Origin of the sequence: Streptomyces sp. S.PNR 29 (assembly GCF_030386795.1) — a bacterium.
GTDB lineage: Bacteria > Actinomycetota > Actinomycetes > Streptomycetales > Streptomycetaceae > Streptomyces.
The window spans coordinates 431,542-455,863 of sequence record NZ_JANUQM010000006.1; the positions used below are offsets into that span (position 1 = coordinate 431,542).

Sequence of the window (24,322 nt, forward strand, 5' to 3'; positions counted from 1 at the left end):
CATTCCCGCACCGGAGTTCGTCTTCGAGCGGTTCCGGTCACCCGGCGGGCGTGCCGATGCGCAGGCGGTTGCCGTCGGGGTCGCGCAGCTCGATCTCCCGCGCCCAGGGAGCCGCCTCGACTCGTAGCCCGAACTCGGCGGCGACCTCGTCGACATCGGCCACCCGCAGGTAGACCAGGGTGTCCGGCCGCGCGTCCCCGGGGTGCTCCGACAGGAACAGCCGTACCCGGCCGCGCGCGACCTCCACGAAGGCCGGCAGGCCCGGCTCGAAGCGGTGTTCCCACTGCTGGGCGAAGCCCAGTCGGCCGTACCAGCGGACGGCCGCGGCGGCGTCGGCCACGCGCAGGATCGGGATGACTTCCTCGTCCATGACGCCATGCTCGCAGACGCCACCGGGCGGCCGGGCCCGAAGACCGCTAATCGCGCAGCAGGTCCGGCACCCCGGCCGCGTCCGGCTCGTCCCGGTCGCCCGAGACGACCGTCAGCTGCTGGGTGGCGCGGGTCAGGGCGACGTACAGGACACGAAGGCCCGCCGGGGACTCGTCCGCGATCTCCGCCGGGGAGAAGACGACCGTCGCGTCGTACTCCAGGCCCTTGGCCTCCAGGCTGCCGAGCGCCACGACCCGGTCGCCGAGCCCGGCGAGCCAGCGCCTGGCCTCCTCGCGGCGGTTCATCGCGACGACGACGCCGACCGTGCCGTCGACCCGGTCCAGCAGCCGCGCGGCCTCCTCGCGGACCGTCTGGGCCGGCGATTCCCGTACGACCTCGAAGCGCGGTTGCACGCCGGTGGAGCGCACGGCCCTCGGCGACCGCGAGCCCGGCATGGCGAGGGCCAGCACCTTGGACGCCAGCTCGGCGATCTCCGCGGGGTTGCGGTAGTTCACGGTGAGCTCGAAGCGGCGGCGCGGGCGGGTGCCGAGGGCCTCGTCGCGGGCGGCCGCCGCCTCGTCGGGGTCGGACCAGGAGGACTGGGCCGGGTCGCCGACGACCGTCCAGGTGGCGTGCCGGCCGCGCCGGCCGACCATCCGCCACTGCATCGGCGTGAGGTCCTGGGCCTCGTCGACGATGACGTGCGCGTACTCGGTGCGCTCCTGCGCCAGCCGCTCGGCGCGCTCGCGCTGGGTCTCCTCGCGGACCGGCATCAGCTCCTCCAGCCCGGTGAGCTGCTCCAGCGGGTCCAGCTCGCGCTTCCTCCGGGGGCGGGCCGGACTGCCGAGGATGGCCTGGAGCTCGTCGAGCATCGCCACGTCGTGCACGGAGTGGCCGTCCCGCTTCAGGGAGCGGGCGACCCTGCGGACCTCGCCCGGGTTGAGGATCCGTCGCGCCCAGCGGCCCAGCCGCCGCTCGTCGGACATGGCCGTCAGCACGGCTCCCGGGGTCAGCTCGGGCCACCAGGCGTCGAGGAACGCGATGAAGCCGTCCTCGGCGGACACGTCCTCGTCGAAGGAGGAGCGCAGCTCGGCCGCCAGCTCGGGGTCGGTGTGCCGGGCGGCGGCGCCGGACTTCTCCCACAGGGCGTCCAGCAGCAGCTTGCGGGCGCGGGGGCGCAGCAGGTTCACGGGCGCGGTGCCGCCGAGGGCGGCTCGGCGGATGCCCTCCAGTTCGCCGGCCTCCAGCTCCAGCCGGCGGCCGAAGGCGACCACCCGCAGCCGGTCCGGTGAATCGTTCAGCTCCAGGGCTCCGCGCGCGGCCTTGCGCAGCACCTTGAGCATGCGGGAGGAGCCCTTGGCGCGGGCCGCGGACGGGGAGTCGTACAGCGTGGCCTCGGCGCCGTCGACCAGGGAGCCGATCGCGCGGATGGCGACCTGGCCCTCTTCGCCGAGGGAGGGCAGCACGCCCTCGGTGTACGCCACCAGCAGCGGGGTGGGCGAGACGATCAGGATGCCGCCCGCGTACCGGCGCCGGTCCTGGTAGAGGAGGTAGGCCGCCCGGTGCAGGGCGACGGCGGTCTTGCCGGTGCCGGGGCCGCCCTCGACATACGTCACGGAGGCGGCGGGGGCGCGGATCACAAGATCCTGCTCTGCCTGGATGGAGGCGACGATGTCCCGCATGGTGTGGCTGCGCGCCTGCCCGAGCGCGGCCATCAGGGCGCCGTCGCCGATGACGGGCAGCTCGTCACCGTCGAGGAAGGCCTTCAGCTCGGGACGCATCAGGTCGTCCTCGACGCCCAGCACTCTGCGCCCCTTGGAGCGGATGACGCGCCGGCGCACGACCCGGCCGGGGTCGACGGGGGTGGAGCGGTAGAAGGGGGCGGCGGCGGGGGCCCGCCAGTCGATGACCAGCGGGGCGTAGTCCTCGTCGAGGACGCCGATGCGGCCGATGTGCAGGGTCTCGGCGATGTCGGCGGTGTTGTCGGAGCGCACGGCTCCCTCGGCGGGCTCGACCGCCGTGTAGGCGCCGTCGGGACCCTTCTTGCCGTCCTTGCCCCGCAGCAGGTCGATCCGGCCGAAGAGGAAGTCCTCGAACTCGTTGTTGAGGCGGCTGAGGTGGATGCCCGCGCGGAAGACCTGGGCGTCCCGCTCGGCGAGCGCCCCGGGCGTGCCGATCTGACCGCGCTGGGCAGCGTCGTTCATGAGGAACTCGGCCTCGTGGATCTTCTCCTCAAGGCGCCGGTACACCCGGTCCAGGTGTTCCTGTTCGACGCTGATCTCCCGGTCGCGAACCGAGTCGACCGCGGTTTCCTGTTGAGCCTGAGCGGCCACCGGGCCCCCTTCTGACGTGCTGGGCAGCCGTCAACCGTACGCGAAGGGGGCCCCGTGCGGGAAGAAGCTACGCGTCGATCTGGACCAGCTTCTTCCCGTCGAAGGTCATGACCTCGAAGTGATCGATCTCGTTCGGCTGGAAGGCGGCGCCACCGAGCACGTACAGGGGCTGCTTGGCCTGCTCGGTCTTGGCGTCCGGGAGGCCGTAGCCCCACTTGCCCACGGACCAGGAGCTGATCGTCTCCCGCTCGCCGTTCTTGCCGACGGCGATGAGCGAGCACTTCTCCGGGCCCTTGACGTTCTTGAGCTCCACGCCGACTTCCGCGCCCCAGAGCTTCTCCTCCATGGCCACGGTCGCGGTGACCTTGGTGCTCGGGTCGGTGGCGGTGAGCTTGTCGGACATCTGCTGGAAGGCCTGCTTGGCGGGGCTGGCCTGGAGTGTCTGGTTGCCGCCGCTGCCGCCGTCGCCGCCACCGCCGCTCGTCGCCACGGCCACGAACGGGCCGCCGACGATCAGCGCGGCCGCGGCCGCCACCATGTAGAAGCTGCGGCGCCGCTTCTGGGCGCGGCGCTCGGCGACCTCGTCGACGAGCTTCTCGACCACCCGCGGGCTGGGCTTCGCGGAGAGCGACTCGCCGATCGCGGGTGTGCCGGAGCCGGGCAGGTCCGCGAGCGCGGCCAGCATCGGTTCCATCCCGGCGAGCTCGTCGAGCTGCTGGGCGCACCATTCACAGGTGGCGAGATGGGCCTCGAAGGCGGTCGCTTCGGCATCGTCGAGGATGCCGAGGGCGTAGGCGCCGACGGTCTCGTGTTCGTTCGGCACCGGTGATCCCTGCATGGGACCAGACATACCCGCGCCACCTGTACCGAATCCCTGATTACCCCCGTAAACGCTCATCACGCCGTCACACCCCGCTCCTCCAGGGCCAGCTTCATCGACCGCAGGGCATAGAAGACCCGCGAGCGGACGGTGCCGCTGGGTATGCCCAGGGTCTCGGCCGCCTCATTGACGGTACGCCCCTTGAAATACGTCTCGACGAGGACCTCCCGGTGGGCCGGGGTCAGGTCGTCGAGCGCGTCCGACAGCGTCATGAGCCACAGCGCCTTGTCGATCTCGTCCTCCGCGGGGATGACCTCCAGCGGCGACGGGTCGACCTCCTGCGGCCGGGCCTGCCGGCTGCGGTGGCCGTCGATGACGATGCGGCGAGCGACCGTCACCAGCCAGGGGCGTACCGAGCCGGTCGCCCGATTGAGCTGACCGGCATTCTTCCAGGCACGGATGAGCGTCTCCTGCACGACGTCCTCGGCACGCTGCCGATCTCCGGCGACCAGCCTCAAGACATACGCAAGCAGGGGTCCGGCATGCTCTCTGTACAGAGCACGCATCAGCTCCTCGTCAGGTTCCGAGGGCTGGGACATGCGATGTCGGGCCCTCGTTCCACGTTCATTGGCCACGACGGAATCCTTGCGCACGCCCACCTCCGATGTCCGGGGGTTCCCCCAGTCGGTCGCTCCACCACAGGTACGCAGAAGGCGTGTTGGGCGTTCAACGCGAGGTGACAGTTTTCTGTGGGCTGACATGACGTGACGGACAAGGAGACACATTCTCCCCGCGCGATCTTTACATTTCCGACACGCCAGGCAAGGTCACTGGGGTTTTCCCTACGGGGGCGTAGGTAAACGGGGTGTAATCGAAATCACTTCGACAGTCGTGTCACAGAAGGAACATAACGGGCCCTCAGGTGGGGGGCCGTCAGAGAAAGGCGTTTTTGAAGGCCATTCAGAATCAACTGACAAGTCCTTTATGGGCGGGTGAGAGCGGCGCGGCGGCGGTGCCGGGCGACCCGCTCGCGGTTTCCGCAGACCTCGCTGGAACACCAACGCCTCCGGTGCCCGCGGGAGGTGTCGAGGTACACGATCGGGCAGTTGTCGCCCTCGCACTGACGCAGGCTCGCCCGGGCCACGGGATCGGTGAGCAGGTCCACGGCGTCCCGGGCGACCGCGCCGAGCAGTTCCGCGCACCCGGGCGGAGCGGACAACTCCCGCACCAGCGCCCCGTCCTCGCCGGGGACCGCGCGCGGTGCCGGGGGCGCGGCGCGGGCCAGCTCGTTGACGCGGGCGAGCGCCAGGTCGTACGGCCGCCCGTCCGGCGCCTGCCTGCCGTGCACCAACCGGGCGGTGTGGCCGCGCAGTTCCCGGAACGCCACCAGCCAGGAGGCGTCGGCCCGCACCAGCGGGGTGCCGCGGGGTACGAGCCCGGAGCCGGTGATCCAGGCGCGCAGCACCTCAAGGGAGTCGAGCCGTTCCACGGGATGGGTGGTGGCGAGGAGGTCGAGGCAGATCCGCCCGGCGTCGAACCGCAGCTCGTGCGGGGCCGTGGCCGTACCCAGTGCCATGTGCCTGTCACCGCCTAGGGGCTTCCCGGTCGGGAAGGAGAAAGGGGGCAGGGGGAACCGTTCCCTCCTACAGTGCCTGCCCGCTCCCCGGCCCGGAACCCCTCGTGCCGGCGGGAGGCGCCCCTCAGGCGTCGGCGTACTTGGCGTCGGCCGCCGGGTCCAGGGCGAGCCGGTAGCCCCGCTTGACGACCGTCTGGATCAGCTTCGGCGTGCCGAGGGCCGTACGCAGCCGGGCCATCGCCGTCTCCACCGCGTGCTCGTCACGTCCCGCACCCGGCAGCGCGCGCAGCAGTTCGGCGCGGGCGACCACCCAGCCGGGCTGCCGGGACAGGGCCCGCAGCAGGGACATTCCGGCGGGCGGCACGGGCTTGAGCTCCCCGTCGACCAGCACCGCGTGCCCGCGGATCTCCACCCGGTGCCCGGCGATGGGCAGCGACCGCGCCCGGGCGGGCAGTTCCTGGCACAGCAGTTGTACGAGGGGGCCGAGCCGGAAGCGCTCGGGCTGGACGGTGTCGATGCCCTTGGCCTGCAACGGCAGCGCGGTGACCGGGCCGACACAGGCCGGCAGCACGTCGTGGTTGAGTGCGGCGAGGAACTCGGGCAGCAGCCCACGCTCCTCGGCACGGGAGAGGAGTGAGGCGGCGGCGGGCGCGCTGGTGAAGGTGAGCGCGTCCAGGCCGCGGGAGACGGTGGCGTCGAGCAGCCGGTCCATCGGCCCGATGTCCTCCGGCGGCATCCACCGGTAGACGGGAACGCCCAGGACCTCCGCTCCCCCGGCCCGCAGCGCCTCCACGAACCCGGGCAGCGGCTCGCCGTGCAGCTGTACGGCGATACGGCGGCCGTCGACGCCCTCTTCCAGGAGCCGGTCCAGTACCTCGGCCATGGACTCGGACGACGGCGACCATTCCTCGGTCAACCCGGCCGCCCGTACGGCTCCCTTGACCTTGGGCCCGCGCGCGAGCAGTTCCACCCCGCGCAGCCGGTCGAGCAGGTCCGCGCCGAGCCCCCAGCCCTCGGCGGCCTCGATCCATCCCCGGAAGCCGATCGCGGTCGTGGCGACCACGACGTCCGGCACCTGATGGATGATCTCCTTGGTCGCGGCGAGCAGTTCGCTGTCGTCGGAGAGGGGCACGATCCGCAGAGCGGGGGCGTGCAGGACGGCGGCGCCGCGCCGCTGGAGGAGGGCCCCCAGTTCGTCGGCCCGGCGCGCGGCTGTCACACCCACGGTGAAGCCCGCGAGGGGGCCGTGTTCCGTTCGCTGCTGTTCGTCGTACATCACTCTTGTCCCGCACTCCAGTCCTGGCACCTCTCAGAGGTGCGTTACACATGAGGGGCGGCTTACACCTGCATGCCGACCGAGCCTGTCAACGGCTCGTGACAGGCTCGGTTCGGGTAGATGTCGCTGGTGTTACGTCACACCTCGGCGTAGCTGAGCTGCGGCTTCGCCTCCGAGGCGGCGGTGATCTTCGATCCGCCGAGCGGGCGGCGAAGGTATACGGCCCACGTCACCGCGAAGCAGACGGCGTAGAAGGCGAGGAAGGCGACGAAGGCGCCGGTGCCGGATCCGTAGGAGAGGAAGGACTGCCGGAAGGCCAGGTTGATCCCGACACCGCCGAGGGCTCCGACGGCACCGATGAGCCCCATGGAGGCCCCGGACAGGCGCCGTCCGTACGCGGCCGCCTCCTCGCCCCGAAGCCCCTTGGCGAGGGCCTTGGTCTGGAAGATGCCGGGGATCATCTTGAACGTCGAGCCGTTGCCGAGACCGCTGAGCACGAACAGCACCACGAAGGCGACGGTGAACAGGGCCAGCGACTTCTCCATGGAGGCGCCGATCAGGACCGCGGTGGCGAGGCCCATGCCGACGTAGTTCCACAGGCTGATCTTCGCGCCGCCGTACCGGTCGGCGAGCCAGCCGCCGAGCGGGCGGATCAGGGAGCCGAGCAGCGGACCGAGGAAGGTGACGTACGCGGCCTGCAGCGGCGTACGGCCGAACTGGTTGGTCAGCACCTGCCCGAAGGCGAAGCTGTAGCCGATGAACGAGCCGAAGGTGCCGATGTAGAGGAAGGACATGATCCAGGTGTGCGCGTCCTTCGCGGCGTCCTTGGCGGCACCGGTGTCGTTCTTCACGTTCTCCAGGTTGTCCATGAAGAGCGCGGCGAGGACGGCGGCCACGACGATCAGCGGGATGTAGATGCCGAGCAGCACGCGCGGTCCGCCGCTGGCGCCGATGATGGCGAGCGCGGCCAGCTGGATGACGGGCACACCGATGTTGCCGCCGCCGGCGTTGAGGCCGAGCGCCCACCCCTTCTTCCTGAGCGGGAAGAAGGCGTTGATGTTGGTCATGGAGGAGGCGAAGTTTCCGCCGCCGACGCCGGCCAGCAGGCCGACCAGCAGGAAGGTGGAGAAGGAGGTGCCGGGCTCCATCACCATGAAGGCGGCGACGGACGGGACGAGCAGGAGGCCGGCGGAGATGATCGTCCAGTTCCGCCCGCCGAAGATCGCGACAGCGAAGGTGTAGGGGACTCGGACGACGGCTCCGACCAGCGTCACCATCGAGGTCAGCAGGAACTTGTCGGCCGGGGTGAGGCCGTACTCCGGGCCCATGAAGAGCACCAGCACGGACCACAGGGTCCAGATCGAGAACCCGATGTGCTCGGACAGGACGGAGAAGAACAGGTTCCGGCGGGCGACCTTCTCGCCGGTCTCCTGCCAGAACGTCTCGTCCTCGGGATCCCAGTGCTTGATCCAGCGGCCTCCCCTGCTGGACGCGGGGGATGTGCTAGGGGCTGTCATGACGCCTCCACGGTGCTCCGGGCTCAGGTCGTACTACGAGTGGCTGAGTCCCGACGGTAGGGAGGCCGCGTTTCCTGCCTGTGGCATCGAGTGACCGGAAGGGAACTTTGCTCTCACCTCCGGTCGGGGCGGGATGAGAGGTTCTCGCCCTTTGGGTGGAGGTGAGGGAGGCGTCAGTGCTGCGGGGGCTGCCAGTGGGGGTTCTGCTGGAGGTGGGGCTGGGGCGGGTGCGGCTGCGCGTATGGCTGGGGCTGCTGGGGCTGTGGGGGCTGCTGGGGGTAGGGCTGGGAGGCGTACGGGCCGGGGGCCGGCTGGGCGTACGGGCCGGGGGCCGGCGGGGCGTACGGGCCGGGGGCCGGCTGGGCGGCGTACGGGCCTGTGGCGGGCTGGGCGGGGTACGCGGCCGGGGCCTGCTGGGGCGGGTAGGGCTGGTGGCCGGGCATCTGCTGGTGACCGGGTGCGCCGTACGGGCCGGGGGCGGCTGCGAACGGATTCCCGTGCCCCGGAGGCTGCGCACCGGCCGGCAGATACCGCACCCGCCCGGTCTCGTCCGTCACCGGCGTGAACCCGGCGGCCTGCAGCCGGACCGCGAACTTGGCGTTGCGTTTGCGCGTGACGACGAACCCGATGCCGAAGACGCCCATGAACACCAGCCAGGTGATGAACGCGGCGATGTAGGCCGCGGAATCGCCGCCCAGCCGGAAGGCGAGCACCACGCACCCGACGGTGAGTCCCAGGGCCGCGTACCCCATCCGCTTCTCGGCGTTCTTGCCGGTGAGGTCGAACTGGATCCGCGCCTTGAGCAATTCGAACGCGTCCGGCACGAGGGGCGGCACGGAGACCCCGTCCGCGGCGTTCGGGTACTGCGCCCAGTTCTGCGCGGCACGGGCGCGGGCCTGCGGGCTGGGGTCGGGCACGATCAGCATGGTGAGCGCGCCGTTACGGCCACTGCTCTGCCGTACGTCGGCGTACTCGTACCCGAACTGCTGGGCTATGAAGGCGAGCCGGGCGAGCTTCTTCACGGACGCCATGGGACTGGTGAGCTGGACAGGCTCCCCGCTCGCCATCAACTGCAGCATCTTCCGCACTTGCCGCTTGCTCATCGTCGCCTGCTCTCCCCACGGGCACCCTGTTCACTTCCGCAACCGCGGGGCAGTCTCGCACGCCGGTGTGACAGCGCGGTACCGCAGCCGTCCCTGCTTGACCGGGCCTTGACGCTCGGACAGGGCCGTACGTCCGGGACCGTGATGTACTCCTGCCATGCCGCTGCTGCTGCTGGACCTCGACAACACCCTGGTCGACCGCGATGCGGCCTTCCGGCACGCTGTCGCCGCCTTCCTGGCCGAGCACGGCCTGCCCGACACCGACCTCGCGTGGGTGATGTCCGTCGACGCCAGTGGCTACACCCCCCGTCATGAGGTCGCCGCCGCTCTGACCGACCGTTACGGGAGCCTCGTACCGGCGGCCCCCGCCGTCCGCGCACTGCTCGACCGCGGCGCCGCCGACCGCGTCGTCCTGGCACCCCCGGCCCGTGAGGCACTGGGCAGGGCGCGGGCGCACGGCTGGACGAGCGTGATCGTCACCAATGGCCGCACGGCCCAGCAGGAGGCGAAGATCCGTAACACCGGCCTCGACCGGCTCGTGGACGGCTGGGTCGTCTCGCAGGACATCGGCCACAAGAAGCCGGAACCGGAGGTGTTCCAGGCGGCAGCGGCCATGGTCGGAGCCTCCCTCGCCGGCGCCTGGGTCATCGGCGATTCGCCGCACGCCGACATCGCGGGCGCCCACGCACTCGGCCTGCGCAGCGTATGGGTGACGGACGGTCGGCCCTGGACGCGGGACTCCTGCCGGCCCACCCATGTCGCCGCCGACGTCGCCGCCGCGATCGACCACGCCATCAGCACACCGGAGTGTGCCTCGCCCCGCCTCTGACCTCCCGGAATCACCGGGCGGCGGCATGGTGTTGCGAGCCTCCCCGGCCGGTGCGACCGTGTTCGAGGGGGCGGTGCCGACGGCCTGGAAGCGGGGCAACGCTGCAGGTCGCGGCAGGCGTGCTGGTGCACGGTTGAACCACGCCCCCATCCTCGGCGTCCGGCCGTGCATCGGCGTGCGTCCACCAAACCGGAGGAAACACGCAGAAAGCGGGAAATTCAATGGCGAACGGACCCATGGACAGGCGCACCTTCGGCGAACAGCCCCACCAGCCCGACGGCTTCGGGGGCGAGGGCACGGAGTACACCGGTCGATACGTGGTCCTGCTCGACCCGAGCAACCAGGAGAACGCGATCAACGCACTGCGTTCCTCCGCCGACATCGCGACCGTGGAACGCGTCCGAGGAGCCGAGGCCGAGAACGTCGCCGAACTCCTGGAGCGCCCCGACGTCTCCGTGCTCTTCGAGGACCTCAGCGCCGCCGTCGTCGAGGTCCGGCCCGAGCAGCGCCACGCGCTGGTGACCACGTGCGAGTCGGAGTCCTCGATCATCGCGGCCGAGCCCGAGCGCATGGTCTACGCCCTGCCCATCACCGCCCCGCAGCAGGCACCGACCGAGTTCTTCCCGGCCTTCCGCAGCGATGAGGAGGTCGTCACCCGGCACACTCTCGCCGAGATGGCCGCAGGCCAGGGACCGGCCTGGATCGAGGAGAAATGGACGTGGGGCCTGCAGGCGATCCGGGCCAACCTGACCCATCTGACCGGACGCGGCATCAAGATCGCCGTCCTCGACACCGGTGTGGACCCCGAGCACCCGGACTTCGCCGGCCGTATCGACGGGGCGGTCTCCTTCGTGCCCGGCGAGTCCGTGAACGACGGCCACGGCCACGGCACCCACTGCATCGGCACCGCCGCCGGCCCGGCCACCCCCCGGCAGGGCCCCCGCTACGGCGTGGCTCCCGAGGCCCGGATCCTCGCGGTGAAGGTGCTCAGCAACAGAGGCAACGGCACCGACGGCCAGATCCTGGCCGGCATGGCCTGGGCCGTCTCCCAGGGCGCGAAGGTGATCTCCATGTCACTCGGGGCAGCGGTCCGGCCCGGTGAGCTCTTCCCGCAGACCTACGAGATCCTGGCCAAGCGGGCAATGGAGCGCGGCTGCGTGATCGTCGCCGCCGCGGGCAACGAGAGCCGCCGGCCTCCCATCATCCAGCCCGTCGCCCGGCCCGCCAACTGCCCCTCCATCCTCGCCGTGGCCTCACTCCACAAGGCGATCGCGCCGACGTTCTCCTCCAACGGCGGCATCAACGGCCAGGGCGGCGAGATCGACATCGCCGCGCCCGGCTGGCAGGTGCGCTCGGCCATGCCCGGCGGCGGGTACCAGAACATGAGCGGCACCAGCATGGCCACCCCGCACGTCGCGGGTGTGATCGCCCTGCTCGCCCAGGCCAACCCCAGCGCCACCGCGGACAAGCTCGTGGCCATGCTGAAATCCGGTGCCTTCCCGCTCCAGCAGCCCGTCAGGGACGTCGGCGCGGGCCTGCTCCAGGCCCCGTGAGCGAGTCGTCCAACTCCGCACCGGTCGGGGTCATCCTCGCGGTCGACCCCGACCGGTTCACGGAAGTCGTCGAAGCCCTGCGGCAGGCCGGACTGACGGTCACCGGCGAGCAACCGGAACTCGGCACGCTCTCCGGCACCATCGCCGAGAACCGGATCCCGGCCCTGGAGGCGGTCGACGGCGTCGACTCCCTCGACCGGGAGACCACCTACCGGCTCCCCCCGCCGGACTCCCCGATCCAGTGAGACGAGACGGTGCCGCCGCCCCGGCCTGACGGGGCGGCGGCAAGTTGTCGTCGGCGGTGGTGGCCGTGAAGGTACGCCTGGCCGGCTGGTGCGGTCGGCCGTGAACGTCAGCTCGTGGTGGGCTCCTTCACGCGCAGCCATCTGCCGGTAGTGCTGGAGCAGTTCGTCGGGGAGCCGTTGCGGGTGGTACGGCGCACCGGGTACGGCTCGGTGCGCCGACCGTCGGGGCGGTCGTGTGCCGCGCTCCTCTCCCCCGCCTCTGACCTCCTGGAATCACCGGGTGGCGGCCTTGTGTTGCGAGCCTCCCCGGCCGGTGCGACCGTGTTCGAGGGGGCGGTGCCGACGGCCTGAGAAGGGACAGTCCTGCAGGTCACGGCAGTACGCGTCGTACACGGTTGAACCACGCCCCCATCCTCGGCGTCCGGCAGTCCGTGCACCGGCGCGTGTCCACCAAACCGGGGGAACGCACAGAAAGCGGGAAATTCAATGGCGAACGGACCCATGGACAGGCGCACCTTCGGCGAACAGCCCCACCAGCCCAACGGCTTCGGGGCCCAGGGCACGGAGTACACCGGTCGATACGTGGTCCTGCTCGACCCGAGCAACCAGGAGAACGCGATCAACGCACTGCGTTCCTCCGCCGACATCGCAACCGTGGAACGCGTCCGAGGAGCCGAGGCCGAGAACGTCGCCGAACTCCTCGAACGCCCCGACGTCTCCGTGCTCTTCGAGGACCTCAGCGCCGCCGTCGTCGAGGTCCGGCCCGAGCAGCGCCACGCCCTGGTGACCACAGCCGAGTCGGAGTCCTCGATCATCGCGGCCGAGCCCGAGCGCATGGTCTACGCCCTGCCCATCACCGCCCCGCAGCAGGCACCGACCGAGTTCTTCCCGGCCTTCCGCAGCGATGAGGAGGTCGTCACCCGGCACACTCTCGCCGAGATGGCCGCAGGCCAGGGACCGGCCTGGATCGAGGACAAGTACACCTGGGGTCAGCAGGCGATCCGGGCCAACCTGACCCACCTCACCGGACGCGGCATCAAGATCGCCGTCCTCGACACCGGTGTGGACCCCGAGCACCCGGACTTCGCCGGACGCATCGACGGGATGGTCTCCTTCGTGCCCGGCGAGAGCGTCAAGGACGGCCACGGCCACGGCACCCACTGCATCGGCACCGCCGCCGGTCCGGCCACCCCCCGGCAGGGCCCCCGCTACGGCGTGGCTCCCGAGGCCCGGATCCTCGCGGTGAAGGTGCTCAGCAACCGCGGCAGCGGCACCGACGGCCAGATCCTGGCCGGCATGGCCTGGGCCGTCTCCCAGGGCGCGAAGGTGATCTCCATGTCACTCGGCGCTCCGGTCCGGCCCGGTGAGATGTTCCCGCAGACCTACGAGATCCTGGCCAAGCGCATCATGGAGCGCGGCTGCGTGATCGTCGCCGCCGCGGGCAACGAGAGCCGCCGGCCCCCGATCATCAACCCCGTCGCCCGGCCCGCCAACTGCCCCTCCATCCTCGCCGTGGCCGCGCTGGACAAGGCGATCGCGCCGACGTTCTTCTCCAACGGCGGCATCAACGGCCAGGGCGGCGAGATCGACGTCGCCGCGCCCGGCTGGCAGGTGCGCTCGGCCATGCCCGGCGGCGGGTACCAGAACATGAGCGGTACCAGCATGGCCACCCCGCACGTCGCGGGTGTGATCGCCCTGCTCGCCCAGGCCAACCCCAGCGCCACCGCGGACAAGCTCGTGGCCATGCTGAAATCCGGTGCCTTCCCGCTCCAGCAGCCCGTCAGGGACGTCGGCGCGGGCCTGCTCCAGGCCCCGTGAGCGAGTCGTCCAACTCCGCACCGGTCGGGGTCATCCTCGCGGTCGACCCCGACCGGTTCACGGAAGTCGTCGAAGCCCTGCGGCAGGCCGGACTGACGGTCACCGGCGAGCAACCGGAACTCGGCACGCTCTCCGGCACCATCGCCGAGGACCGGATCCCGGCCCTGGAGGCGGTCGACGGCGTCGACTCCGTCGACCGGGAGACCACCTACCGGCTCCCCCCGCCGGACTCGCCGATCCAGTGAGCAACGGGCCGCTGGTGCCCCAGGCGTGCGCGCCTGGGGCAGTCCGCGTTCCCGCTCACCGCGCCCGCGTCCCCCGCTTCCGCGCCCCGTTCGGCCACAGCCGCGGCCCGCGCTTCGCCGCCAGGTCCTCGATCCAGCCGACCGCCAGGATCACCAGGCCGATCAGCGGCCAGACGAGGCAGAACATCCAGATCGTGTACGTGGCGTCGAGGGCGGCCACCGCGCTGTCGCCCTGCATGAACGGGAGCTCGTAGAGCAGGTCGAGGATCGGGACCGTGGCCATGATCAGGAAGTTGTGCCACAGGTAGATGGTGACCGCCCGGTTGTTGGAGAGGGTCACCAGCTTGTCCCACTTCGCCAGGCGGCCCGGGAGTTCCTGCCAGGACGGCGAGTACAGCAGCAGGATCACCACGAAGCCGAACGACCATGTCGCCTGGGCCAGCGGGATGTCGTTGAGGTCCCAGCCGTCGGGGCCGAGGTGGCCCGACGCCCACCACAGGCCGAAGGCCATCAGCAGGAAGCAGCCGGAGACGGCGGCGTAACGAGGGATCTTTGTCAGCAGGCCCTCGTGGTGGGCGAAGCCCAGGACCCAGCAGCCGCCGTAGACCGCGAAGTCGGTGACGGCGTTGCCCGTCTCGCCGGGGATCGTGACCAGGCCGGTGCCGACGATCGCGGTCAGGCCCAGGGGGGCCAGCAACGTCGGCCAGGGTGCCCGGCGGAACGCCCACAGCAGCAGGGGCGACGCGACCACGAACCACAGGTACGCGCGCAGGTACCACAGCGGGCCCGCCGCCTGCACCGCCCATGTGTCCTCCAGCAGGCCCGACTTGGAGCCGATGTGCCAGGGGAAGGGCGGGGCGCCGATCGGGATGACGTAGTTGACCAGGTCGACCAGGCCCCACGTGCCGCCGTGGTCGGGGTCCTTCACCGGGTTCCAGCCGCCCGCGAACATCAGCGCCAGCGCCACCGCGCTGAACGCCCAGAGGGGAGGCAGCAACCTCCTGACCCTGCTTCTGATCACGCCCAGCGCCGGGCGGTTCAGCGACCGCGCCATCAGTGAACCCGCCAGCGCGAACATCACGCCCATCGACGGGAACAGCACCGTCAGCCACGCCCAGCCGAACAGGTGGTAGACGACGACGCGGACCAGGGCGATCGAGCGCAGCAGGTCCAGGTAGCGGTCGCGTCCCGGTTTCCGGCCCACCTCAGGGGTGGGGGCGGTGGGAGCGGCGGGTGCCGGCTCCGTCGTGCGCTGCTGCGGAATGCCGTACGACGTCGTGTTTCCGCTGGTCATGCCACAGGCCTCCGTTCACTGCTGCTGCCCGTGCGCTGGCGCGGCACCGGGCCGCCGGGCGCCTCCACGACGCCGGTGCGCCGCAGCTTCTGCCAGCGCAGCCGGCCGCCGGTGAGCGCGGTGATCCAGGACTGGAGCAGCACGACGTACATGAGCTGGCGGTAGAGGATCTGCTGCAGGGGCAGCGAGATGAGGTGCGTCATGCGCTCGCGGTCCAGCCGGAAGGCGTACGCCGCGCAGACCGCCTGGATCGCCAGGACGCCCAGCCATGCCACGATCGTCTTCTGGGTCGGGCCGAAGATGATCCCGTACAGAAGGAAGATGTCGATCAGCGGGGCCAGCAGCGGCGCCACGACCATGAACAGGGAGACGAGGGGAAGGCCCACCCGGCCGAAGCGGCCCGAGGGACCCTTCTCGACGAGGGCGCGGCGGTGCTTCCAGATCGCCTGCATGGTGCCGTAGGACCAGCGGTAGCGCTGGGACCACAGCTGCTGGACGGTCTCCGGGGCCTCGGTCCACGCGCGGGCGTTCTCCGCGTACACCACGCGCCAGCCGTCGCGGTGCAGTGCCATGGTGATGTCGGTGTCCTCGGCGAGCGTGTCCTCGCTCATGCCGCCGACCCTTTGCAGTGCCGAGCGCCGGAAGGCGCCCACCGCGCCCGGGATGGTCGGCATGCAGCGCAGGATGTCGTACATGCGGCGGTCGAGGTTGAAGCCCATCACGTACTCGATGTGCTGCCAGGCACCGATCAGCGAGTCCCGGTTGCCGACCTTCGCGTTGCCCGCGACCGCGCCCACGCGCCGGTCGCCGAAGGGCTGTACGAGTTCGCGGACCGTGGACGGTTCGAAGACCGTGTCGCCGTCCATCATCACGATCAGGTCGTGACGAGCGTTGGCCACGCCCCGGTTCAGCGCGGCCGGTTTGCCCGCGTTGAGCTGACGGACCACCCGGACGTTGGGCAGTCCCATCCCCTCCACGATCCGCGCCGTGCCGTCGCTGGAGCCGTCGTCTATGACGATGACCTCGATCGGGTGGTCACTGGCCATCAGGGAACGGACGGTGTTCTCGATGCACTTGGCCTCGTTGTACGCCGGGACCAGCACCGACACCGGTTCGGTGACCGGCGGCCCCCAGCGGAAGTCGCGGCGGCGGACGCGGCGGGCGTGCAGGCCGGACAGCAGGAGCATCAGGACGAAGCGGGCGATGACCAGGAAGCCGATGACGGCGAGGCCGACCACCAGACCGCCGGTGATGCTGTCCGAGGCCTGGACCAGGAAGACCCACGCCTTGCCCTTCCACGCGTCGATCCCGGTCACCCGGGTGTGGGCGCTGGGCGCGTCGAGGGCCTCGGTGAGGTTGTCGAACTCGTAGCCCTGCTTCTGCAGGTCAGGCAGCATCCTGTCCAGCGCCTGCACCGTCTGGTGACGGTCGCCGCCGGAGTCGTGCATCAGCACGATCGCGCCCTTGCCGCCCTTGGGCGTGGCACGGCGGATGATCTCGTCGACGCCGGGCTTCTGCCAGTCCTCGCTGTCGGTGTTGTTGACGACGGTGATGTAGCCGTTGGCGCCGATGTACTCGGTGACCGGCCAGGACCGGTTGTCCATGGCGTCGGCGAAGGAGGAGTACGGCGGGCGGAAGAGGGAGGTGCGGATGCCGGCCGCGCCCGATATCGCGAGCTGGTTCTGGGACAGCTCCCAGTCGATGCGCTTCTTCGACTGGTAGGACAGATCGGGGTGGTTGAAGGTGTGCAGGCCGACCTCGTGGCCCTCCTCGACCATGCGCCGGACCAGGTCCGGGTGGCGGGAGGTCATGGTGCCGGTGACGAAGAAGACCGCGTGGGCGTTGTGCTTCTTCAGCACGTCCAGGACCTTCGGGGTCCAGGTCGGGTCCGGGCCGTCGTCGAAGGTGAGGACCAGGCGGTGGTCGGGCAGGCTGAGGCTCTCGGTGCGGCCGCTGCGGGTGTCGATGACCGGGCCGCCGTCAAGGATCTTCTCCGGCACCTGGTCGGTGGCGGCGGGCGGCCGGACGCGGTGGTCGGCGAGGATCTCGCTGTGCACGTACCCGCGCAGCATGAGCATCGCCATCAGTGCGACGAGGACGAGCACCGGCAGCAGCAGGCGCAGGGGCAGGCGGCGGCGGGAGCCGTCGCGGGCTCGCGTCGGGGGCGGGCCGGGACGGCGGCTATGGGATGCCATCAGGGGACGTGCTCCGAACAGGGTGAGGGTGGTGGTGCTGAAGGGAGTCCGGCTCCCGGACGGGCGAGCGGTGCCCGGCTCCCGGACGGGCGAGCGGTGCCCGGCTCATGGAGGGGCGAGCGGTGCCCGGCTTCCGGAGAGGCCGGCTCCCGGGTGGGCGAGCTCCTGGCGGGGCCCGCCGCGAGGGACGGGGCCGGCTTCTAGGCGGGGCCCGCCGCGACGGCCGGGTCGGTGCCCGCGCTGTCGGCGGTGCCCGTGGTCTCGGTGGGGCCGACGGCCGGCTCGTCGGAGGTCGGGGTCGCCGTCGGCTCGTCGGGGGCCGGCGAGTCGGTGGGCTCCGTCGGGTCGGGGACGGTGACGCCGGTGCCCGAGGTCCGAGGGGACCGGGCCGGGGTCGGCGGCCGCGGGTCGGCGACCGTGCCCGGGGCGTCGGGGGCGGTGGAGGCACCGGACGCGGGGGCGCTGACGCCGGGCGTCGGTGACGTGCCGCCGGTGGGCGACGGGGTGCTGCCCGGGGCCGTACCGCCGGTGCCGGAGGGCGGTGCCGACTCCGCGGGGAGCGGCGGGCTGTCGACCTGGCCTGCCTGGCGGCCCTCCGGGCCCGGTACGGGCAGCCAGGGCGCCTTGGAGTTGCCGGACAGCAGCGTGGCGACGATGACGACGGCGTAGATCGCGCAGGCGGCCCCGACGGCTATGCCGATCCGGCGGAACGTACGGCTGCGGCGGCCCGACTCGTCGACGAACACCGGCCCGTCGGAACTCTCCCGCCCGGTGTCCGCCCCTCCCGCGGCGCGCCGCAGGATTCCCTCTCCGAGCTGTACGGCGTCGAGCTGGACGGTCACCTCGTGCGGGTCGTGGGTGTGCCCGGCCGACTCGTCACCGTCCTGCCAGGGATCGCGCGGGGCGGCGGCCCCACCGGCACCGGACTCCGGGAGGGCCCGGGTCGCGTCGACCGCGGGAAGGACCTCCGTGTCGGCGGCGGCCTGTGCGGAACGCCGGGCGCTGCGGGTCGCGGAAAGGATCTCCGTCTCGGCCGCGGACCGCGCGGCACCCCGGGTTCTGCGGGCCCCATGGGCCCCCGGCAGCATCTCCGTCTCGGCAGCACCGCGCCCCGCCTGCGGCAAGCCCTGGGGCCCGCCCGTCGACGGCAGGACCTGCGTTTCGGCCGCGTCGGAAAACCACCGCGCGCGGCCCCGCAGGAGCTCCGTCTCGGCAGCGCCGGAGCGGGCCCTGCGGACGTCGGTTCTGCCGGTCTCCGGGAACGCCTGGGTGGTTCTGCCCCCTCCCCTCGTCACCGGGGACTCCCGGGTCGCCGATGCCGGATCGGGCCACTCAGGTTGGGCGTCTTCCCGCCAGTTTTCCACGCGCACGCACTTCCCCCCACGGGACAGTTCCGGGTGCGCGTACGACGCCGAGCACACGTCGGTCGAACCAGGCCCCCACCTGGTTCGAGCGCCCCCTTACCACACCGTGCTCGGGTCATGAATGTAGCGCATGCGGAGGTTCTGTGGTGTCCACGTGTCAGTTGTGAGACAGGAGCAGAACGGGATCAGCGCGACATCACGGCGCGTCAGAGCTCCGTCAGAGCTCCGTAAGAGCCGCATCACAGTGCCATCACATCCGCATCGATGGCCGGAATCCACCCCCCGACAGGCCGCTCAAGCCACCCCTCCCCGGCCGCGACCTCGATTGCGGCCCGCCGCAGCGCGTCCAGTGCGGGATGCGCCAGACCCCTTCTCCACACGAGTGACACGGGCGACAGCGGGACGGGGTCGACCAGGGGCCGCAGCACCGTGTCCGGCATGGCCGGAAAGTCCACCACGGCGAGAACCGGGTGACGCGTCTTGGCCATGATCCGTTCGAACTCCTCGTCGCCGACCGCCAGGGGAAGGGCGGGCGCGACCGCGATGCCACGCCCCTCGAACAGCAGACGGGCGAGGTCCGTCCACTCCGGCGTCCGCGGATTTCCGGCACCGGCGTACACCGACTCGCCCGCCAGCGCGGCGAGCGGCACCGCCTCCAGCGAGGCCAGCGGGTGGTCCTCGGGCAGCACGACCGCCATCGGCTCGTACCGTACGGGCTGGTGTTCGAGGCCCGCCCGCAGCGCCGGGGGCAGGCCCGCGAACCGCCCGAACGACGCGTCGAGGCGCCCCGCGAGCAGCTCGCCCGCGGCTCCGGTCAGCCCGCTCTCGTAGCGGGCCATCAACTCCTGCTCGGGGGCGAGTTCCCGGGCCCGGTGCAGGACCCGGCGCCCCGTGACCAGGCCCGGGGAGTTGAGGTCCACCAGCAGGGGCCGCGCCTGACCGAAGGCGGCGAGGAGGTCGTCCTGCGCCTCAAGGACGCGGCGCGCGTACGGCAGCAGCCGCTCGCCGTCGGCGGTCAGCACCACCTGCCGGGTCGTCCGGACGAACAGCTCGGCGCCCAGTTCCCGCTCCAGCCTCCGTACGTCCCGGCTGAGCGCCTGCTGGGCGACGTACAGGCGGGCCGCGGCCCGCGTGAAGTGCAGCTCCTCGGCGACGGTGGCGAAGGCGCGCAGGAGGCGGGGGTCGAGGTGGCTCGGTGCGGGCATCCGGTGAACCTACAGCAGGCCGGCGCATTCACAACGGGAGTGTGTGAATGGGCGGGAAGAAGGTGTTGGACCCCGTGACCGGCCCCGGGCGACGGTGGACCCATGCCGCAACAGCCCTCCCGCAACGCCCTGTTGCTCACCGTCACCGCCGACACCCTCGTCGCCGTCGACTTCACGCCCCGCACCTCCGGCTCCCGTACCCGGAGCCGCCCGCCCGGCCCGTACCGCCGTCTCTTCGCCCTCCCCGGCACCCGAGCCTTCACCGTCGGGAACCTCCTGGCCCGTCTCCCCATGGGCATGTTCAGCGTGAGCGCGATCGTGATGATCGCCGGCACCCGTGACTCGTACGCTCTCGCCGGTGCCGTCACCGCGACCGGGCTGGCGGCGACCGCGCTGGTCGCCCCGTGGACCGCGCGGCTCGTCGACCGGTACGGGCAGGCCCGCGTGGCCGTCCCCGCCACGGCGATCGCCGCCCTCGGCTCCCTCGCGCTGCTGCTGTGCGTGCGGCACCACGCCCCCGGCTGGGCGCTGTTCGCCGCGTACGCCGCCACCGCCACCACCCCCAACACGGGCGGCATGTCCCGCGCCCGCTGGGCTCATCTGCTCAGGGACGACCCGGCCGCCCTCCACACCGCCAACTGTTTCGAACAGGCCGCGGACGAGCTGTGCTTCATGCTCGGCCCGATCCTGGCGGCCTTCCTGTGCACCGCCCTCTTCCCGGAGGCGGGCACCCTCGTCGCCACGGCGCTGCTGCTGACGGGCGTCCTGCTCTTCTCCGCCCAGCGCTCGACGGAGCCACCGGTGCGGGAGCGGTCCTCCGCACCGGGCAGGGCCCGCCTCGGCTCGCTGCTCGCCGTCTGTCTCGCGATGGGCGGGGTATTCGGGGCGACGGAGGTCGTGACGATCGCGTTGGCGGACGCGCAGGGGCACCGCTCGGCGGCGGGTGTGGTGCTCGCGCTCCAGGCGGCCGGTTCCTGCGCGGCGGGCCTGCTGTACGGGGCCCTCGAACCGAGCGGTCCCGCCGAGTCCCGCCTCCCGTGGTGCGTCGCGGCGATGACCGCCCTGCTCACCCTGCCCCTCCTGCTGGCCGGCACCGGCTCACTCCCGCTCCTCGCGGGCGCGCTGCTGATCGCCGGCATGGCGACCGCCCCGACGATGATCACCACCATGACGCTGGTCCAGCGGCGCACCCCCGAGGGCCGCCTGAACGAGGGCATGACCCTCGCGGTGACCGGCCTCCTGGGCGGCATCGCGGGCGGCAGCGCGGCAGGCGGTTGGGTGGTGGAGCACGCGTCGGTCACGGCGGGTTACGGGGTGCCCCTCATCGCGGCGGCCTCGGCCCTGGTGATCTCTCTCGCCCTGTTCGATCCGTCGAATCGCTTCGCCAATTCCCGCACGCCCCATTGACGGTCTCACATGCCCCACATACGTTCCTTCGTCGAAGCGCTTCGACGTCATGCTCGCATCAGTTCGATCGACTCTGCGTGACGTCACGACCTGCCCATCCGACTCCTCTGGAGGCAGTGGATGTTGACGGCACGAAGGCGTGTGGTGGCGACAGCGGTGATCCTCGGCGGATCGCTGCTGCTGACCTCCTGCGGTGGCTCGGACGGCGGATCCGCCGACGGCAAGACCCTCAGGCTCTGGCACTACGAAGGCCCCGACAGCGCGATGGGCGTGGCCTGGAACGAGGCCGTCAAGGAGTTCGAGCGGACCCATCCGGGCGTGCGGGTGACGTTCGAGGAGAAGGGCTTCGAGCAGATCCAGAAGACCGCCCCGATGGTGCTCAACTCCTCCGACGCGCCGGACGTCATGGAGTACAACAAGGGCAACGCGACGGCGGGTCTGCTCTCCAAGCAGGGCCTGCTCACCGACCTGACCGCCGAGGCCACCCAGCGCGGCTGGGACCAGAAGATCAGTGCCGGTGTGCGCACGACCAGCAGGTACGACGCCGACGGCGTCATGGGCTCCGGCAAGTGGTACGGCGTGCCCAACTACGCCGAGTACACGATGGTCTTCTACAACAAGGACCTGTTCAAGAAGTACGGGGTCGCCGAGCCGAAGACGTTCGACGACCTGACCGCCGCCATGGACGAGTTCGTCGAGGCGGGCGTCACCCCGCTCGCCAACGCCGGCGCCGAGTACATGGCCCAGCAGTACCTGTATCAGCTGGCCCTCACCGAGGCGGACCGCTCCTGGGTGGACGCGTACGAGCTGTACCGGGGCAAGACCGACTTCCACGACGCGGCGTGGACGTACGGCGCCGAGACCTTCGCCGACTGGGTGAAGAAGGGCTACATCGGCAAGCAGTCCAGCAGTATGAAGGCCGAGGACGCGGGCGTCTCCTTCATCCGGGGCAAGGCACCGATCCTGTTCTCCGGCAGCTGGTGGTACGGCCGTTTCAAGGCGGAGAACACGTTCGACTGGGGGACCTTCCTCTGGCCGGACACGAACCTCACCCTCGGCTCCGGCGGAAACCTCTGGGTGGTCCCCAAGGGCGCGAAGAACAAGGACCTCGCCTACGACTTCATCGACATCACCCTGTCGAAGAAGATCCAGAACCTGCTCGGCAACAAGGGCGGCGTCCCGGTCGCGGCCGACCCGAGCGCCATCACCGACCCGCAGGCCAAGGACCTGATCGCGAACTTCAACACCCTCTCCCGGCGGGACGGCCTGGCCTTCTACCCCGACTGGCCGGTCCCCGGCTTCTACGACGTCCTCGTCTCCGAGACCCAGAAGCTGATCACGGGCAGCACGCCACCGGACGACTACCTCACCGCCCTGCAGGAGGCCTACGACAAGGGCGCCCCGAAGCAATGACGGTGACCGGCCAGCAGGCTCCCCGCCGCTCCCGCGACTCCTACGCCCTGTTCCTCCTCCCCGGCGTACTCGCCTTCCTCGCCGTCATCGTCGTGCCGTTCCTGATGAACACGGGCGTGAGCTTCACCGACTGGCAGGGCGTGGGCAGCCCGACGTGGTCCGGGCTCGCCAACTACCGCGAGCTGATGGACGACTCCGACTTCTGGGCGTCCTTCCGGCACAGCCTGTTCATGGTCGTCGCCATGGCGGTCGTACCGACGGCGATCGGGCTGGTCCTGGCCGCCGCGCTGTTCGACTACGTCGGCAAGCACTTCGGGTTCCGCACGGCCGCCGTACTCCGCGCCTGCTTCTACCTCCCGCAGGTACTGCCCATCGCGGTCGCCGGCATCGTCTGGAGCTGGATCCTCGCCCCTGACAACGGCTCCCTGAACGAGCTGCTGAAAGCCGTCGGCCTCGGCTCCTGGCAGCAGGACTGGCTGGGCGACCCCGACCTCGCGCTGTACAGCGTGATGGGCGTGATGGTGTGGGTGCAGATCGGCTTCCCGCTGGTGGTGTTCATGGCGGGGCTGCAACGCGTCGACCCGCAGCTGTACGAGGCGGCCGAGCTGGACGGCGCCGGCTGGTGGCGCCGCTTCCGGCACATCACGCTGCCGCAGATCCGGCCCGAGACGTACGTCGTCCTGACCTGGTGCACCATCGCCGCGCTCAAGGTGTTCGGCGCGGTGTACGTGCTGACGAAGGGCGGCCCGGGCGGCGCCACCGACGTGCCGTCCTACTTCTCCTTCACCACGTTCTTCGAGAAGACCCAGGTCGGCTACGGCGCCGCCATCTCCACGATCCTCACCGTGATCATCCTCGTCCTCTCGCTGATCGGGCTGAAGCTGCAGACCCGGGCGGAGGACGCGGAGGAAGGGGCCCGCGCATGACGGCCACGAGGAACGCCCTGCGCCGCTACCCCGTGCTCGTCGCCCTGTGCGTCGCGGCCCTGTTCATGGTCGTGCCGTTCCTGATCGTCGCCGTGAACGCGGTCAAGTCCCCGGCCGAGTACTCCCGGAGCGGCCCGCTCAGCGTGCCCGACGGCCTCTACCTGGACGGCCTGAAGGACTTCTGGGAGCGCGTCGACTACGGCCGGAAGCTCGTCAACTCGGTGCTGATCAGCGGCGCGGTGGCCGTGCTCGCCACGGGCCTGTCGATCCTCAACGCGTACGCGATCGGCATCGGCCGGATCAAGGGCCGCACCTGGGTGCTGGCGTTCTTCGTCCTCGCCACCATGCTGCCGCAGGAGGCGCTGGTCTATCCGGTGTACTACCTGAGCAAGGAGGCGGGTCTGTACGACACCCGGCTCAGCGTGATCATCGTGTTCACGGTGATCCAGGCGGCCTTCGGCACGTATCTCCTCTCCTCCGTCCTCGGCCGGTTCCCCCGCGAGATCATCGAGGCCGCCCGGATCGACGGCGCGACCAAGTGGCAGGTGCTGTGGCGGATCGTCGTCCCGGTCAGCCGGCCGACGCTCGGCGTGCTCCTGGTCTTCTTCTTCGTCTGGACCTGGAACGAGTTCCTGCTGCCGCTGGTCATGCTGATCTCCAACGACAACCAGACCGTGTCGGTCGCCCTCGGTGTCCTCCAGGGCCAGCGCCTGATGGACGCCACCATGACCAACGCGGCCGCCCTGCTCGGCGTCCTGCCGGCCCTCGTCTTCTTCCTCGTCTTCCAGCGGACGCTGACCCGCGGCATCGCCGTGGGCGCCGTGAAGTAAGGAC

General features: G+C 71.1%; 21 protein-coding genes. 9 read left to right on the forward strand and 12 right to left on the reverse strand.

What is annotated here, in order from left to right:
- Positions 1 to 37 precede the first annotated feature (37 nt).
- The 8 genes from NW895_RS19255 to NW895_RS19290 all read right to left on the reverse strand — a co-directional run bounded on the left by NW895_RS19255 (position 38) and on the right by NW895_RS19290 (position 8,994).
- A complete protein-coding gene (locus NW895_RS19255) occupies positions 38 to 370 on the reverse strand; it encodes a glyoxalase superfamily protein (protein WP_289936945.1) in 333 nt (110 codons plus the stop codon).
- A 46-nt stretch (positions 371 to 416) separates the two neighbouring features.
- A complete protein-coding gene (locus NW895_RS19260; RefSeq protein ID WP_289936946.1) occupies positions 417 to 2,702 on the reverse strand; it encodes a UvrD-helicase domain-containing protein in 2,286 nt (761 codons plus the stop codon).
- A gap of 67 nt (positions 2,703 to 2,769) precedes the next feature.
- Positions 2,770 to 3,600 carry a zf-HC2 domain-containing protein gene (locus tag NW895_RS19265; RefSeq protein WP_289936947.1) on the reverse strand — a complete coding sequence of 277 codons (831 nt, stop codon included), beginning with the start codon at positions 3,598 to 3,600 and terminating at the stop codon, positions 2,770 to 2,772.
- Entirely contained in the window at positions 3,600 to 4,121 is a 522-nt protein-coding gene (locus NW895_RS19270) for a sigma-70 family RNA polymerase sigma factor (protein ID WP_010039908.1), read from the reverse strand. The genes NW895_RS19265 and NW895_RS19270 overlap by 1 nt, the downstream gene beginning before the upstream one ends.
- A gap of 383 nt (positions 4,122 to 4,504) precedes the next feature.
- Positions 4,505 to 5,098, reverse strand: coding sequence for an ABATE domain-containing protein (locus NW895_RS19275; protein ID WP_289936948.1), 594 nt, complete (start codon positions 5,096 to 5,098; stop codon positions 4,505 to 4,507).
- A gap of 124 nt (positions 5,099 to 5,222) precedes the next feature.
- Positions 5,223 to 6,374, reverse strand: coding sequence for a uroporphyrinogen-III synthase (locus NW895_RS19280; protein WP_289936949.1), 1,152 nt, complete (start codon positions 6,372 to 6,374; stop codon positions 5,223 to 5,225).
- A 137-nt stretch (positions 6,375 to 6,511) separates the two neighbouring features.
- A complete protein-coding gene (locus NW895_RS19285; RefSeq protein ID WP_289936950.1) occupies positions 6,512 to 7,891 on the reverse strand; it encodes a nitrate/nitrite transporter in 1,380 nt (459 codons plus the stop codon).
- 173 nt (positions 7,892 to 8,064) lie between these two features.
- Positions 8,065 to 8,994, reverse strand: a complete 930-nt coding sequence (locus tag NW895_RS19290) for a hypothetical protein (protein ID WP_289936951.1) — start codon at positions 8,992 to 8,994, stop codon at positions 8,065 to 8,067.
- Positions 8,995 to 9,151: 157 nt separating this feature from the next.
- On the opposite strand from NW895_RS19290, the gene NW895_RS19295 reads away from it, so the two are divergent.
- The 5 genes from NW895_RS19295 (at position 9,152) to NW895_RS19315 (ending at position 13,684) form a co-directional block, all read left to right on the forward strand.
- On the forward strand, positions 9,152 to 9,823 hold the full coding sequence (locus tag NW895_RS19295; protein WP_289936952.1) for an HAD family hydrolase: 672 nt from the start codon (positions 9,152 to 9,154) through the stop codon (positions 9,821 to 9,823).
- A 221-nt stretch (positions 9,824 to 10,044) separates the two neighbouring features.
- Positions 10,045 to 11,376, forward strand: coding sequence for a S8 family serine peptidase (locus tag NW895_RS19300; protein ID WP_289936953.1), 1,332 nt, complete (start codon positions 10,045 to 10,047; stop codon positions 11,374 to 11,376).
- Positions 11,373 to 11,621: a hypothetical protein gene (locus NW895_RS19305; RefSeq protein WP_289936954.1), complete on the forward strand. Its 249-nt coding sequence runs from the start codon at positions 11,373 to 11,375 to the stop codon at positions 11,619 to 11,621. Before NW895_RS19300 ends, NW895_RS19305 begins: the two co-directional genes overlap by 4 nt.
- 486 nt (positions 11,622 to 12,107) lie before the next feature.
- A complete protein-coding gene (locus NW895_RS19310; RefSeq protein ID WP_289936955.1) occupies positions 12,108 to 13,439 on the forward strand; it encodes a S8 family serine peptidase in 1,332 nt (443 codons plus the stop codon).
- On the forward strand, positions 13,436 to 13,684 hold the full coding sequence (locus tag NW895_RS19315) for a hypothetical protein (protein WP_289936956.1): 249 nt from the start codon (positions 13,436 to 13,438) through the stop codon (positions 13,682 to 13,684). The genes NW895_RS19310 and NW895_RS19315 overlap by 4 nt, the downstream gene beginning before the upstream one ends.
- A gap of 55 nt (positions 13,685 to 13,739) precedes the next feature.
- Here NW895_RS19315 and NW895_RS19320 read toward each other — a convergent pair whose 3' ends face one another.
- The 4 genes from NW895_RS19320 to NW895_RS19335 all read right to left on the reverse strand — a co-directional run bounded on the left by NW895_RS19320 (position 13,740) and on the right by NW895_RS19335 (position 19,742).
- Complete coding sequence (locus tag NW895_RS19320) at positions 13,740 to 14,978, reverse strand: acyltransferase (protein ID WP_289936957.1); 1,239 nt, start codon at positions 14,976 to 14,978, stop codon at positions 13,740 to 13,742.
- Complete coding sequence (locus NW895_RS19325; RefSeq protein WP_289936958.1) at positions 14,975 to 17,173, reverse strand: glycosyltransferase; 2,199 nt, start codon at positions 17,171 to 17,173, stop codon at positions 14,975 to 14,977. The genes NW895_RS19320 and NW895_RS19325 overlap by 4 nt, the downstream gene beginning before the upstream one ends.
- 200 nt (positions 17,174 to 17,373) lie before the next feature.
- Positions 17,374 to 18,468: a hypothetical protein gene (locus NW895_RS19330; protein ID WP_289936959.1), complete on the reverse strand. Its 1,095-nt coding sequence runs from the start codon at positions 18,466 to 18,468 to the stop codon at positions 17,374 to 17,376.
- Positions 18,469 to 18,776: 308 nt separating this feature from the next.
- Positions 18,777 to 19,742: a LysR family transcriptional regulator gene (locus NW895_RS19335; protein ID WP_289936960.1), complete on the reverse strand. Its 966-nt coding sequence runs from the start codon at positions 19,740 to 19,742 to the stop codon at positions 18,777 to 18,779.
- A gap of 102 nt (positions 19,743 to 19,844) precedes the next feature.
- On the opposite strand from NW895_RS19335, the gene NW895_RS19340 reads away from it, so the two are divergent.
- From NW895_RS19340 to NW895_RS19355, 4 genes are all read left to right on the forward strand, one after another.
- Positions 19,845 to 21,149 (forward strand): MFS transporter, encoded by a 1,305-nt coding sequence (locus NW895_RS19340; protein WP_289936961.1) that lies wholly within the window; start codon positions 19,845 to 19,847, stop codon positions 21,147 to 21,149.
- 120 nt (positions 21,150 to 21,269) lie between these two features.
- Positions 21,270 to 22,562 (forward strand): extracellular solute-binding protein, encoded by a 1,293-nt coding sequence (locus NW895_RS19345; protein WP_289936962.1) that lies wholly within the window; start codon positions 21,270 to 21,272, stop codon positions 22,560 to 22,562.
- A complete protein-coding gene (locus NW895_RS19350) occupies positions 22,559 to 23,488 on the forward strand; it encodes a sugar ABC transporter permease (RefSeq protein WP_289936963.1) in 930 nt (309 codons plus the stop codon). Before NW895_RS19345 ends, NW895_RS19350 begins: the two co-directional genes overlap by 4 nt.
- A complete protein-coding gene (locus NW895_RS19355) occupies positions 23,485 to 24,318 on the forward strand; it encodes a carbohydrate ABC transporter permease (RefSeq protein ID WP_289936964.1) in 834 nt (277 codons plus the stop codon). Before NW895_RS19350 ends, NW895_RS19355 begins: the two co-directional genes overlap by 4 nt.
- Positions 24,319 to 24,322 lie beyond the last annotated feature (4 nt).

What these genes read in the sequence shown, in the direction of transcription:
- NW895_RS19255 (WP_289936945.1), bottom strand. Translation starts at nt 370, where the DNA reads ATGGACGAGGAAGTCATCCCGATCCTGCGCGTGGCCGACGCCGCCGCG.
- NW895_RS19265 (WP_289936947.1), bottom strand. Translation starts at nt 3,600, where the DNA reads ATGAGCGTTTACGGGGGTAATCAGGGATTCGGTACAGGTGGCGCGGGT.
- NW895_RS19270 (WP_010039908.1), bottom strand. Translation starts at nt 4,121, where the DNA reads ATGTCCCAGCCCTCGGAACCTGACGAGGAGCTGATGCGTGCTCTGTAC.
- NW895_RS19275 (WP_289936948.1), bottom strand. Translation starts at nt 5,098, where the DNA reads ATGGCACTGGGTACGGCCACGGCCCCGCACGAGCTGCGGTTCGACGCC.
- NW895_RS19280 (WP_289936949.1), bottom strand. Translation starts at nt 6,374, where the DNA reads ATGTACGACGAACAGCAGCGAACGGAACACGGCCCCCTCGCGGGCTTC.
- NW895_RS19285 (WP_289936950.1), bottom strand. Translation starts at nt 7,891, where the DNA reads ATGACAGCCCCTAGCACATCCCCCGCGTCCAGCAGGGGAGGCCGCTGG.
- NW895_RS19290 (WP_289936951.1), bottom strand. Translation starts at nt 8,994, where the DNA reads ATGAGCAAGCGGCAAGTGCGGAAGATGCTGCAGTTGATGGCGAGCGGG.
- NW895_RS19295 (WP_289936952.1), top strand. Translation starts at nt 9,152, where the DNA reads ATGCCGCTGCTGCTGCTGGACCTCGACAACACCCTGGTCGACCGCGAT.
- NW895_RS19300 (WP_289936953.1), top strand. Translation starts at nt 10,045, where the DNA reads ATGGCGAACGGACCCATGGACAGGCGCACCTTCGGCGAACAGCCCCAC.
- NW895_RS19310 (WP_289936955.1), top strand. Translation starts at nt 12,108, where the DNA reads ATGGCGAACGGACCCATGGACAGGCGCACCTTCGGCGAACAGCCCCAC.
- NW895_RS19320 (WP_289936957.1), bottom strand. Translation starts at nt 14,978, where the DNA reads ATGACCAGCGGAAACACGACGTCGTACGGCATTCCGCAGCAGCGCACG.
- NW895_RS19325 (WP_289936958.1), bottom strand. Translation starts at nt 17,173, where the DNA reads ATGGCATCCCATAGCCGCCGTCCCGGCCCGCCCCCGACGCGAGCCCGC.
- NW895_RS19335 (WP_289936960.1), bottom strand. Translation starts at nt 19,742, where the DNA reads ATGCCCGCACCGAGCCACCTCGACCCCCGCCTCCTGCGCGCCTTCGCC.
- NW895_RS19340 (WP_289936961.1), top strand. Translation starts at nt 19,845, where the DNA reads ATGCCGCAACAGCCCTCCCGCAACGCCCTGTTGCTCACCGTCACCGCC.
- NW895_RS19345 (WP_289936962.1), top strand. Translation starts at nt 21,270, where the DNA reads ATGTTGACGGCACGAAGGCGTGTGGTGGCGACAGCGGTGATCCTCGGC.
- NW895_RS19350 (WP_289936963.1), top strand. Translation starts at nt 22,559, where the DNA reads ATGACGGTGACCGGCCAGCAGGCTCCCCGCCGCTCCCGCGACTCCTAC.
- NW895_RS19355 (WP_289936964.1), top strand. Translation starts at nt 23,485, where the DNA reads ATGACGGCCACGAGGAACGCCCTGCGCCGCTACCCCGTGCTCGTCGCC.